This is a genomic window from Micromonospora sp. LOL_024 (assembly GCF_048060415.1).
Classification (GTDB): Bacteria; Actinomycetota; Actinomycetes; order Mycobacteriales; family Micromonosporaceae; genus Micromonospora.
Genome location: NZ_JBHMIS010000010.1, coordinates 1 through 11,057, shown reverse-complemented (window position 1 = coordinate 11,057; position 11,057 = coordinate 1). Strand labels below are relative to the sequence as shown.

At 71.5% G+C, this 11,057-nt stretch carries 13 protein-coding genes; 11 read left to right on the top strand and 2 right to left on the bottom strand.

From position 1 onward, the window contains the following. Positions 1-10 precede the first annotated feature (10 nt). From ACFHWY_RS13425 to ACFHWY_RS13375, 11 genes are read left to right on the top strand one after another with little or no spacing between them, the layout of a single operon-like run. Positions 11-289: an acyl carrier protein gene (locus ACFHWY_RS13425; RefSeq protein WP_416580508.1), complete on the top strand. Its 279-nt coding sequence runs from the start codon at positions 11-13 to the stop codon at positions 287-289. After that, positions 286-1,218: a 3-oxoacyl-[acyl-carrier-protein] synthase III C-terminal domain-containing protein gene (locus ACFHWY_RS13420; RefSeq protein ID WP_416580507.1), complete on the top strand. Its 933-nt coding sequence runs from the start codon at positions 286-288 to the stop codon at positions 1,216-1,218. Before ACFHWY_RS13425 ends, ACFHWY_RS13420 begins: the two co-directional genes overlap by 4 nt. Before the next feature lie 8 nt (positions 1,219-1,226). Continuing rightward, positions 1,227-2,597, top strand: a complete 1,371-nt coding sequence (locus ACFHWY_RS13415) for an ATP-grasp domain-containing protein (RefSeq protein ID WP_416580506.1) — start codon at positions 1,227-1,229, stop codon at positions 2,595-2,597. Further along, positions 2,594-3,937, top strand: coding sequence for a diaminopimelate decarboxylase (lysA, locus tag ACFHWY_RS13410; protein ID WP_416580505.1), 1,344 nt, complete (start codon positions 2,594-2,596; stop codon positions 3,935-3,937). The genes ACFHWY_RS13415 and lysA overlap by 4 nt, the downstream gene beginning before the upstream one ends. Then, a complete protein-coding gene (locus ACFHWY_RS13405; protein WP_416580504.1) occupies positions 3,934-4,221 on the top strand; it encodes an acyl carrier protein in 288 nt (95 codons plus the stop codon). Before lysA ends, ACFHWY_RS13405 begins: the two co-directional genes overlap by 4 nt. Before the next feature lie 2 nt (positions 4,222-4,223). After that, positions 4,224-5,096: a hypothetical protein gene (locus ACFHWY_RS13400; protein ID WP_416580503.1), complete on the top strand. Its 873-nt coding sequence runs from the start codon at positions 4,224-4,226 to the stop codon at positions 5,094-5,096. Continuing rightward, a complete protein-coding gene (locus ACFHWY_RS13395; RefSeq protein WP_416580502.1) occupies positions 5,078-5,659 on the top strand; it encodes an acyl-CoA dehydrogenase family protein in 582 nt (193 codons plus the stop codon). The genes ACFHWY_RS13400 and ACFHWY_RS13395 overlap by 19 nt, the downstream gene beginning before the upstream one ends. Continuing rightward, positions 5,646-6,803, top strand: coding sequence for an acyl-CoA dehydrogenase family protein (locus ACFHWY_RS13390; protein ID WP_416580501.1), 1,158 nt, complete (start codon positions 5,646-5,648; stop codon positions 6,801-6,803). Before ACFHWY_RS13395 ends, ACFHWY_RS13390 begins: the two co-directional genes overlap by 14 nt. Continuing rightward, positions 6,796-8,163: an MATE family efflux transporter gene (locus ACFHWY_RS13385; RefSeq protein WP_416580500.1), complete on the top strand. Its 1,368-nt coding sequence runs from the start codon at positions 6,796-6,798 to the stop codon at positions 8,161-8,163. Before ACFHWY_RS13390 ends, ACFHWY_RS13385 begins: the two co-directional genes overlap by 8 nt. Further along, on the top strand, positions 8,160-9,524 hold the full coding sequence (locus ACFHWY_RS13380; RefSeq protein WP_416580499.1) for a condensation domain-containing protein: 1,365 nt from the start codon (positions 8,160-8,162) through the stop codon (positions 9,522-9,524). The genes ACFHWY_RS13385 and ACFHWY_RS13380 overlap by 4 nt, the downstream gene beginning before the upstream one ends. Beyond that, positions 9,524-10,300 carry a 4'-phosphopantetheinyl transferase family protein gene (locus ACFHWY_RS13375; RefSeq protein ID WP_416580498.1) on the top strand — a complete coding sequence of 259 codons (777 nt, stop codon included), beginning with the start codon at positions 9,524-9,526 and terminating at the stop codon, positions 10,298-10,300. Before ACFHWY_RS13380 ends, ACFHWY_RS13375 begins: the two co-directional genes overlap by 1 nt. Here the strand turns inward: ACFHWY_RS13375 and ACFHWY_RS13370 are convergent. Together ACFHWY_RS13370 and ACFHWY_RS13365 are read right to left on the bottom strand one after the other, a co-directional pair. Further along, a complete protein-coding gene (locus ACFHWY_RS13370; RefSeq protein ID WP_416580497.1) occupies positions 10,232-10,846 on the bottom strand; it encodes a LuxR C-terminal-related transcriptional regulator in 615 nt (204 codons plus the stop codon). The genes ACFHWY_RS13375 and ACFHWY_RS13370 overlap by 69 nt on opposite strands. A gap of 66 nt (positions 10,847-10,912) precedes the next feature. Further along, positions 10,913-11,057: transposase (locus ACFHWY_RS13365; protein ID WP_416580630.1), on the bottom strand; the 145-nt coding region annotated here is incomplete at its 5' end.

Here is an 11,057-nt window from a genome sequence, read left to right as displayed (position 1 = left end):
GGAAACCGACATGGCATCGAACGCCGAGGGTCCGGCCGACCTGCGGGCCTGGTTGACCGGCTGCGTCGCGCAGTACCTGCGCCGCCCCGAGAGCGAGATCGACCCCACCGTCCGCCTCGCCGACTACGGCCTGGACTCGGTCTACGCGCTCGCCCTGTGCGGCGACATCGAGACGCACCTGGACTTGCGGCTCAGCGAGACGCTGGTCTGGGACTACCCGACCGTCGACGAACTCGCCGCGCACCTTGAGGAGATCGTCGCCGCGCAGCAGCCCGCGGGTGCGCGGTGACGAGCATCGAGGCGGTCTCCGCCTACCTGCCGTCGACGGTCGTGCCGATCGAGGAGATCGGCGAGCGCCTGGCGATGGATCCCAAGCAGGTGCGCACGTTCCGCCGCTTCTACGGCCTCTCCGAGGTCCGGTACGAGCCGGAGGGCGATCTCGCCCAGCTGATGCTCAACGCCGCCGAAAAGCTCACCTCGCTGACCGGCCGGCAAAGCCAGGTCAGGTACGTGCTACAGGCACGCACCCTGCAGACCGTGGCGCCGTACCCGGAGAACCCGCTGCACGAGGTGCGCCAGGCGCTCGGCCTGGAGCACGCGGTCTCGTTCGCGGTCACCCAGCACGCGTGCGCCTCGGGCCTGCTGGCCGTGCATCTCGCCGGTGAGCTGCTGGCCGCGGACGGCGACCCGCACGCCCTGGCCCTGGTGTTCGCCGGGGAAAAGGCGTTCGCGCCGACCGCGCAGCTCATCCCGAACACCACGTTCATGGGCGAGGGCTCGGCCGCCGTGCTGGTCGGTCTGGGCAGCGGGCACGACCGGCTGCTGGGTTACGCCACCCGCACGTACGGGCAGTTCAACGCGGGCCTGCGGATGACCGCCGAACGGGCCGCCGAGTTCGAGGCGATCTACCAGGACGGCTTGGCGGCGGTGGTCCTGGCGGCGGTCGAACGCGCCGGCATCGGTCTGGCCGACGTGAACCTGATCCTGCCGCACAACGTGAACCGGCTCTCCTGGGTGCGGCTGTGCAGGCAGCTCGGCTACCCGGTGGACCGGGTGCTGCTGGACAACATCGCGGTGACCGGCCACTGCTTCTGCGCCGACTCCTTCGTCAACTACCAGACCGCGTTGGAGTTGGAGCGGCTCGCGCCGGGCGACCGCTACCTGATGGTCGCCGTCGGACTCGGCGCGACCTTCTCCGCCATGGTCTTCGAGCACTAGGAGGTGTGATGACCGCACAGTTCATTTCCCGGCTGAAGACCGCGGTGGTTGGTGAGCAGGATGCTCGCTTCGTCTTCCTCGGCAACTTCGAGGTGGAGGACGTCTGGGGCGAGGGCGAGCCGGGCCTGCCACGGATGGCGTTCGGCGCCGGCAGCGCCGTGGTGAACCGGATGGACGAGTTCGCGATGCTGCTGGCCGGCCCCGGTGACCGGGTGCTGCTCAAGGCCGCTCCGGATCCCGACTACCTGTCCTTCCTGGCGGGCCTGGGGGTGGCCCTTCCGGAGATCCACACCGTGGCCGCCCAGAACCCGCAGCACACCGTCAGCCAGGATGTGCTCGACGACCCGGAGTTGCTGCGTCTGGTGGCCGGGTGGGCGGAGCAGGGCGCGTACCTCTCGGTGCACGGCGTCTCGGTGCTGGAGGAGGAGATCGCCCGGCGTACCGGGATCCGGATCGCCGCCAGTTCGGCGGAGACCTGCAAGGCGGTCAACAGCAAGGTCTACAGCCGCCGGATCGCCGACGAGCTGGGCCTGCGGCAGCCGGCCGGCCGGGGCTGCCTGATGCTCGGCGAGTGGTCGTCGGCGGTGGCCTGGGCGAAGGAGGTCCTGGCGTCCGGTCGCCGGGTGGTGGTGAAGGACGCCTACGGGGTGTCCGGCAAGGGCATCGTCGTGGTCGACGACCCTCGGCGACTGGACCAGATGGACCGGATGCTCGGCCGCAAGGCCCGGGCCAGCGGCTCCGAACGGGTCGGTCTGGTGGTGGAGGAGTTCGTCGCCAAGCGGGCCGACCTGAACTACCAGATGACCGTCGGACGTGACGGCGACGTCAGGTTCGACTTCGTCAAGGAGGCGATCACCGAGTCCGGCGTACACAAGGGGCACCGCATCCCGGCCCGGCTGGGCGAGCGCCAGGAGGCGGAGATCCGCGAGGCCGCCCGGCTGCTCGGCGAGCGATTGCACGCCGACGGCTACGTCGGGGTGGCCGGCGTCGACGCCATGGTCGGCGACGACGAGCGGCTGTTCCCGGTAACCGAAATCAACGCCCGCTACAACATGTCCACCTACCAGTTGCCGCTGCAGGAGCGCTTCGTACCCGAGGGCTGGGTGGCGCTGGCCCGGCAGTACCCGCTCCGGCTGCCCGAGCCGCTGCCGTTCAAGCGACTGGACCGGGTACTCGGCGATGTCCTACTGAAGCGGGCCGGCCAGGAGGGTGTCCTGGTCAACAACTTCGCCACGGTCAACGCCGCCTTCGGTGCCGTCGGTGGCTTCGACGGCCGGCTCTACGCGCTGGTCATCGCGCCGACCGGGGATCGGGTGCGCGAGCTCGACGAACATGTGGCCGGCGTGGTGGCCGGCCTGACCGAAAGGACCGGATCATGACCGCCGAGCACGACGTGCAAGGCATCGGCATCACCGAACTGGCCGAGCGTTTCGGCACCCCGATGTTCGTCTACGACGGCGACCAGTTGCGGCGGCAGTACCAGGGCTTGAGGGAGCGGCTGCACCCTGCGGTCGACATGTTCTTCTCGCTGAAGGCCAACCCCAACCTGTCCGTCTGCGCGGTGCTGCACGGCCACGGCGCGTGCGCGGAGGTCTCGTCGCTGACCGAATTGATCACCGCGCGGCGCGCCGGGGTGGCACCGCGGGACATCATCTTCCTCGGGCCGGGCAAGAGCCGCGACGAGCTGGCCGCCTGCCTGCGCGAGCAGGTGTACGCAGTGGTGGTCGAGTCCTTCGGCGAGCTGGAGTTGCTCGACGAGGTAGCCGCCGAGCACGGCGTGGTCGCACCGGTGGCGCTGCGGGTCAACCCGGAGTTCGCGGTGAAGGGCGGCGGGCTGACCATGGGCGGCAAGCCGCGCCAGTTCGGCATCGACGAGGCGCAGCTCTTCGCGGCGGCCGACCTGGGCGTCCGCCTGCCCAACATCCGGCTGATGGGCGTGCACGCCTACCTGGGTACGCGGATTCTCAGCGAGGAGGTGATCGCCGAGAACACCACCCGGATCCTGGATCTCGCCGAGCGCCTCGCCGAGCGGCACGGCTTCCCGCTGGAGATGGTCGACGTCGGCGGCGGGCTGGGGGTCGCGTACTTCGAGGGTGAGACGGACCTCGACCCGGCCCTGGTGGCCGAGCGGGTGAACCCGGTGGTCGATGCCTTCCGGGCTCGGCACCCGGACACCCGGGTGATCATGGAGTTGGGCCGCTACCTCACCGCCCCGTCCGGCGTCTACGTGGTGGGCGTCCGCTATGTCAAGGAGTCGATGGGCCAGCGCTTCGCGGTCGCCGACGGTGGCACCAACCACCACATGGCGGCCGTCGGTACCGGCTCCTTCGTCAAGCGCAACTATCCAATGGTCCTGCTCAACAGGGTGACCGAGCCGGCCATCGCCGAGTGGCAGGTGACCGGCCCGCTCTGCACCCCCAACGACACCATCGGCAAGAACGTCCCGCTACCCGCGGTGCGTCCCGGGGACCTGATCGGGGTGCTGCGCTCCGGGGCGTACGGGCCGACCGCGTCCCCGGTGCACTTTCTCAGCCACGGATACCCGGCCGAGGTGCTGGTCCACGAGGGACACGCCTACCTGATCCGGCACCGGGACGACCCGGAGGATCTGCTCGGCCACCAGCCGATGCACGACGACCTGACCACGCCGGCACGGCTCGTGCCGGTCGCCAGCACCAGCAACGGACACACCTCGAACGGAAGGATTCGCGTGTCATGACCGAGACGACTCTTCAGGGACAGGCCCAGGGCACCGTGGACGAGCCCGTGGTGGCCAGCGTCCGCGCCGCACTCGCGGCGGTGCTGAAGCGGGACGCCGCCACCATCACACCGGACACCCGGCTCTTCGACGACCTCGGCCTCGACTCGACCAGCGTGCTGGAACTGCTGCTGGAGCTGGAGAACGAGATCGGGGCCGAGTTCGACCCGGACGACCTGGAGCAGCGGCACTTCGAGACCGTCACCACGCTCTCCGAGTACGTCACCGAGCACGTGAGCCGCTGACCGTGTTCACGACAGTCGCACCACGGCTCGCCGCCGACCGGGCCGGCCTCCTCCGGGAGCTGCCGGTCCGGCCGGCGGCGACCGCCGCACGCACCTTTCCGGGGCAGGGGCCGATCGAGGACGACGGCCTCGACCGTTACCTCTGCGACATGGTGACCGGTTACGGCCAATCGTACGACCGGGAACTGCTCGCCCGCGCCCAGGTCACCTCCTACACGACGATGGCCTCGACCGTGGTCGCCGAGCTGACCCGGCGGGTGCGCGGGCTGCAACGGATCGTCCTCGCGTTCGCCACCCCGGACATCGACTCCCGGGCCTCTGCGGGCTGCTACCTGGTCGAGGCGGTACCCGGCCGGCCGACCGTCTTCTGCGTCAGCGACCAGGGCGTCACGGCGCCGTTCACCGCACTGCGGCTGGCCGCCGACCACCTGCGCGACGCCGGACCGGACGACCGGACCGGGCTGCTCGTCCTCGACCAGCGCAACGTCCCGTGGGAGGTGGACGGGTCCGAGCGGCTGCCGGCCGAGGACGTCGCGGTCGCGTACGCCCTGCGCCCGACCGTGCCGGGCGAGGCGGGCACACTGCTTGCCCAGCGCACCGAGGTCTCCCCGGCGGCGGCGTCTGCGCTGCTGCCGGAGATCCTCCGCGAGATCGCTGACCGCACGCAGTGGCGGTTCGACCTGGTCGCCGGACTGGACGTGCCGGTCACCGCGGACGCCACCCTGCTGGCCGAGCGGGTGCGGCGGGTCGCGCCGGGCCCACTCTGCACTGGGATCTGGGCCTCCGCCGGCGAACTGGCCGGACCGACCGTCCTGGCCGAGTACGACCCACGGCTGCGCTACCTCAGCGTGGCCGCGTGGGACCCGGCATGGTGACCCCGGTCGCGGTGCTCGCTCGCGCCGACTGCCGCGCGATCGCCCGCAGGGACGGCCTCGACGCGGGGTGGCAGGCCCTGGTGGCCGCGACCGGCGCACGGGAGTTGCTTTTCGGGCCGGGCGGGCACGGCCTGTGCCCACCGGGATGGCAGCCGCAGCGTAGCGGCGCGGACAACCGGCCCGCCGGCTGGGTGCTCGGGCTGACCTGGTTGCGGCTCGGTGTCTCGCAGCGGCTGCTCGACCAGGCCATGGCCTACCTGGCCGGCCGGACCAGCGGCGGCGTGCCGCTGATCCAGCAGCAGTTGGTCCAGGGCAGCCTCGCCGAGGCGGTGACCGAGCAGCAGGGTGTCGCCGCCGTTTTGGACGCGCTGGAGTCGGTGGGCGACGAGCTGAGCCCGTCCCTCGCCGCCCACCTGCACCGGCAGATCACCGACACCGACCGGATGGCGCTGCGGCTGCTCGGCGCCGGCGGGTTCCTGTCGGACGGGCCGGGTGGCGTCGCGCACCTGTCCGAACTGCTGGCCGACGCGCACCTCGACGGAGTTCATCATGACGGGCATTGATCAGGATGACCGGCTGCGGGTGCTGCGCGAACACGCCCGCGAGTGGGCCGGGCAGCTCCGGCCGCACGCCTTCGAGCTGGAACGCGACCCCGACACCGTCTACCGGCACCTGGACCTACCGGCGGTGGACTACGTCGGCAAGATGCTGATCCCGCCGCGGATGCAGCCCTACCCGTTGCGCATCGGCCGCTACGAGTACTACGGCACCACGGCCGTGGAGCGGGTGGTCGCCGCAGAGGAGATCGCCTCCGGTGACGCCGGGATGTTCCTCGCCTCGCCAGGCGCGTCGCTCAGCGGCGTACTGGTCGGGATGCTCGGCGACGAGGCGCAGCAGCAGTGGTACTTCGGCCGGGTACGCGAGCGTCCCACCTGGACGTTCTTCGCGCTGACCGAGCCGGCACGCGGCTCGGACGCGATGGCGATGAGCACCACGCTACGCAGGGCGTCGGACGGTTCGCTGACCCTGCACGGCGAGAAGAGGTACGTCGGCAACGCGACCCGGGCGCAGGTGGGGACGGTGTTCGCGCGTACCGGGCCGGGGCCGCTCGGCGTGGTCGCGGTGCTGGTCGAGACCGACGCGCCGGGCTACCATGCGGAGCCGCTGGACACGATCGGGCTGCGCGGAGCCCAGATCAGCGCCATCCGCTTCGACGACGTGCCGGTGGACCCCGGCCGGGTGCTCGGCGCCCACCTGCCGGCCTCGGCACGCGGCATGTGGAGCGCACTGCGCACGTTCAACCTCCTCCGGCCGGGTGTTGCCGCGATCGCGCTGGGGATCGCCCGGGCCGCCATCGAGTATGCTCGATCGCAGGGCTTCCGGGTTCGGCACCGGGACGAGCTGGACCGGCTGGGCCATCGCGTGCACACCACTCGGCAGCTCATCCTGCGCGCCGCCCACGAGGTCGACCGCGACCCCCGCAACGGCTACCTCGCCTCGGCGGCAAAGGCCCAGGCCGCCCAACTCGCGGAGGAGGCCACCCTGCAGTCGCTGCGGATACTCGGTCCGGGCGCCCGGTTCGAGCATCCGTGGCTGGACAAGCTGGCCCGCGACGCTCGCGGCGTCGAGTTCATGGAGGGCACCCGCAACGTGCAGCGGCTGAACGTGTGCCACGCACTGACCAAGGGCAGGTTCGACGATGATTGAGTACCGCCGTCAGGTCCTTCGCCAGGCGACGCCGATGGTCCTCGGCGACCTGGTCGGCGTGCTGGTCCCACTTGTGGTGGTCGCCCTGATGAGCCGGATGGGCGACGAGGCGCTCTACGTCCGCTCGCTGTTCACCCCGATCATGTTCGTGATCATCGCGCTGCACGCCGGGCTCGCCGTGCCGAACCAGGTCGCCTCGGCGCTGAGCGGCAACGATTCGCCGGCACGGATCCGCGCGCTGGCCGGCTTCGCCCGCATCGGTGCCGCCGCCTCGGTCGTGGTGCTCCTGGCGCTCGGCCTGGCCGCCCCTGCGATGGGCCGGTTGTTCGGGATCGAGCCGGCGGTACAAAGCGACTTCGTGTGGTTCGTCCGATGGGTGTGCCTGGCCGCGTTGCTAGGGCTCGGCTCGGTGCTGTGTGGGGCCACGCTGCGCGGGGCGGGACGGCCCCGGGAGGGCGCCATGGTACTGCTCGCCGCCGCAACCGTGGAGATCGTCGGCGTGGCCGCGCTCGGCCTGCCCGGCACGCTGGGTCTGGGCTTGTGGTCGGTGCCGATCGCGATCGGCGCGTCCGGTCTTGTCGGCACCGCCCTCGGCGGCTACCTGCTGCGGCGTACCGGAGTGTGGCGGCCCGGCACCTCGCTGGCCTGGCGGCCCGACCTCGTCGGCCTGCTGGTCGGGGTGGGCCTGCCGGTCTTCGGGTCCTACGTGGCGATCTTCGCCAGCAACTTCGCCCTGATCTGGGTGGTGAGCGCGTTCGGCGCGACCGTGGTGTCCGGCTTCGCCGTGGCCTACGTGGTGCAGAGCGTGGTCATCGTGGCGGGCGTGGCGGTCGGTGCGGCCACCGCCATCGTCGCCAACCAGTACCGGGGCGTCGGGGAGAGTCACCGGATGCCGGCGGTCCTGCGCGCGGGCCTACAGGTGACCGCGGCGTTCTACCTGGTCTGCGCGCTGCTGGTGTGGACCGGTCGCAACTGGCTGGCCGAGGTGACCGCGGCCGACCCGGCGGTGGCCGCGGAGGCGGCCCGCTACCTCGGCATCGTCGCGCCCACCTTCGTACTGATGGGCCTGGTCCTCGCCGCGCTCACCGTGTTGGAGCAGGTCGGCGGCGGGCCGCTCGCGATCACCCTGAACGTCGTCTACTTCGGCGGCATCGTGGCCGTCGGCGGCTACCTGGCCCGGGCCGCTGGCGGGCCGGAACCGCTCTACTGGACGGTCGCGATCGCCAACGTGCTCGGCATCGCCGTCGTCGTCGTCACCATCGTCTTCGTCCGCCGTAGGGCGGGCGCTGGAGATCAGCCACAGACCGGTACCAGGACCAGGACCAGGACCAGGACAGCGGAAGCGGAGGCGACGTCATGACGCGACTGACCCGACACACGGTACGGATCCACGGCGAGCGGTCGGTGCGTGCGCCCGCAACGCTGGGCCAGCGCAGCATCTGGGTGGACATCGACCGGATGATGCCGGACACCTCGTTCTACAACTCGACGGTCTTCACGGAGGTGCCGGCGGGGGTGGACCTGGCCGGGGTCCTCGCCGCGCTCGACGCTCTGGTCCGCCGGCACGAGGCGCTGCGCACCCTGTTCCACCGGGACCCGGCCGGCGACCTGGTGCAGCAGGTGACGTCGGACGGTGAGCTGCCGGTGGAGGTCTGCGAGGCCGGCGCGGACGACCCGGACCCACGGGCACTCATCGACGACCTGGAACGACTGGTCCGCCGGTACCGGTTCGACCACACCCGGGACTGGCCGATCCGACCAGCGGTCGGTGCCCTGGACGGTGCGCCCCGGGTGGTGATCACCTGCCTGTCGCACGCGGCCACCGACTACCTCGGCGGTCAGGTGGTCGGCGCCGAACTGGCCCGCCTGCTCGCCGGCGGGGAGCTGCCGCCGCCGTCGATCCAGCCGGTCGAACTGGCCGCGTACGAGCGCAGCGAACCGGGCGGGCGTGTCCAGGAGCGGTCGTTGGCGTACTGGCGGGAGCAGTTGGCGATCACCCCTCCCGCCATCTTCCGAGCCCGCGAGCCGGACACCCCCCGGTACGCCGTGGCGGCGCTCAGCTCCGGCGCGGTCAAGCTGGCCCTGGAGGCCCTCGCCATCCGCTACGCCATGAGCAGCTCCGTCGTGCTGCTCGCCGCCACGGCGACGGTCCTCGGCCGACGGTCCGGCACCGGCCGGGTCCCGATGGTCCTGATCGCCGGCAACCGGCACCGCCCGGAGCTGCGCGGGTACGTCGGAAACCTGGTGCAGGACGTGCCGGCCACGATCGACGTCTCGGCCGAGGACTTCGGCGCCGTGGTCCGTGGTTGCTGGGGTACCGCGATGAGGGCCTACCGCAGCGGGATCAGCGACCGGCAGGAGATCACCGCGTTGCGTGGCGCGCTGGGTAGCGTGGCAGACCTGTCCTGCTACTTCAACGACCTGCGCCAGGGTGTCGGGGCGGGTCAGGCCGAACCGGTCACCGCCGAGCGGTTGCACGTCGCACAGGCGACCAGCCAGCTCACCTTCGGCGCGGGGTACGAGCTGGACGAGCTGACCTTTTTCCTCAAGGCGATCGAGGACGGTCCGGACCGGGTGGAGCTCAGCGTCCGCGCCGACACCTCCCGGGTCGCTGCCGCCGAGGCCGCCGAGATCCTGCGCGGAATCGAGGATCTGCTGGTGACGGTGACGGTGACGGTGGCGGCGGACGAGAGTGTCCTGGCGGCCACGGGAGCGCGGTGATGGGGCTCGACGACGTCGTACACGTCTGGCGGATACCGCTACTCGGCGTGCCACCTGGCGACCCGGATCCGGAACGCCTGCTCGACCCCGGCGAGCGTCGCCGGGCTGACCGGCTCGGCGACGCTCGGCTCCGCCGACGCTACGTCCACGCGCACGGCACCAGTCGGCTCATCCTCGGCGGGTATCTTGGCCTGCCACCGCGCGAGGTGACCTGGTGCCGGGGACAGCACGGCAAGCCCGCCCTGGCCGGGCGGCCGGAGGTGAAGTTCAACCTCTCCCACTCGGCCGACCTCGCGCTGCTGGCGATCACCAGGAGCCGGGAGACCGGCGTCGACGTGGAGAACCTCGCCAGGCAGGACCCGGGCGCCGCGCTGCCGGCGGACCGGCTCGCCGGCCGGTTCTACCCGCCCACCGAGGCGACCCGGGTCGGCCGCGCTCGCGGCCCGGCCCTGGACTGGTGGTACCTGCGCCTCTGGACTCGAAAGGAGGCCTGCGTCAAGGCCAGCGGCGGGCGGCTGGTGCAGGGACTTCCGGTGCGGGTCGGTGCCGGTCAGCCCGCCCACGGGTACGGTCTGCGCTGCTCGGGCGAGGCCGGCATGCCCGGCCCGTGGGTGGTGCGGGACGTGTCGTTGGGCGACGGGCACGTCGCCGCGGTCGCGCTCACCGGCACCACCGAGTATCGGGTCGTGGTGCGCACCTGGCTGGGCCTACGCCGGTTCGGCCTGGATCAGCCGCTCCCGGAGCGCGATCGCCACCGCGAGGGTGCGGTTCGGTGAGTCCAGCTTGGTCATGATGCTGCCCACCAGGCGCTTGGCTCCGTGTTCCGAGACGCCGAGCCTGCGGCCGATCTGTCGGTTGCTCAGTCCTTCGGCGAGCAGACCCAGAGTTTCCCGCTCCCGGGGGGTGAGCACCGGGGCCCTGGTGCGTTCCCGCCGCGCTGCGCCGGTCGCCAACCTCAGCAGGTGCCGACCCAGCTCGGCGGGTACCGCCAGCTGACCGTCGGCCACCTGGAGCAGCGCCCGGTGCAGGGCTTCCGGCGTCAGGTCGCGGGAGAGCAGGTACCCGTCCGCGGTCAGCCATCGAACGTTGTCCACCTGGTCCGGCTCGTCGAGCAGCACGAGGAGCTTGCGGGGCCATCCGTCGTCGTGCCGCCAGAGCGCCTCGTCGCGGTCGAGCGCCCGCAGTGACGCGATGACGACGTTCGCGTCGTCCGGGGCGTCGCACATCCGGACCCACGGCACCTGCTGCACGACAGCCGCCAGACCACGCCGGGCCACCTCGTTGTCCATGACCAGTGTGATCGTCAAATCGTCGACTGGCACCGGCTGCCGATGCCCCGGAAACACTATCGGCCGTACCATCTCCTGCGTCATCTCGGCTCTTCGAACTTAAGCGGGGTTGAGGTGTCCGCGGTGGCGGCGGGTGGTCGCGGTGCGGGTGCGTAGCCGCTGGTTTTCGGGGTTGCGGAAGCCGTAGGCGTCACGGGCGACGGTCTTGATGACGCGGTTGGTGCCTTCGGAGCCAGCGTTGGTG

Coding starts and splice junctions, on each gene's coding strand:
- ACFHWY_RS13425 (WP_416580508.1), top strand. CDS start 11: ATGGCATCGAACGCCGAGGGTCCGGCCGACCTGCGGGCCTGGTTGACC.
- ACFHWY_RS13415 (WP_416580506.1), top strand. CDS start 1,227: ATGACCGCACAGTTCATTTCCCGGCTGAAGACCGCGGTGGTTGGTGAG.
- lysA (WP_416580505.1), top strand. CDS start 2,594: ATGACCGCCGAGCACGACGTGCAAGGCATCGGCATCACCGAACTGGCC.
- ACFHWY_RS13405 (WP_416580504.1), top strand. CDS start 3,934: ATGACCGAGACGACTCTTCAGGGACAGGCCCAGGGCACCGTGGACGAG.
- ACFHWY_RS13390 (WP_416580501.1), top strand. CDS start 5,646: ATGACGGGCATTGATCAGGATGACCGGCTGCGGGTGCTGCGCGAACAC.
- ACFHWY_RS13385 (WP_416580500.1), top strand. CDS start 6,796: ATGATTGAGTACCGCCGTCAGGTCCTTCGCCAGGCGACGCCGATGGTC.
- ACFHWY_RS13380 (WP_416580499.1), top strand. CDS start 8,160: ATGACGCGACTGACCCGACACACGGTACGGATCCACGGCGAGCGGTCG.
- ACFHWY_RS13375 (WP_416580498.1), top strand. CDS start 9,524: ATGGGGCTCGACGACGTCGTACACGTCTGGCGGATACCGCTACTCGGC.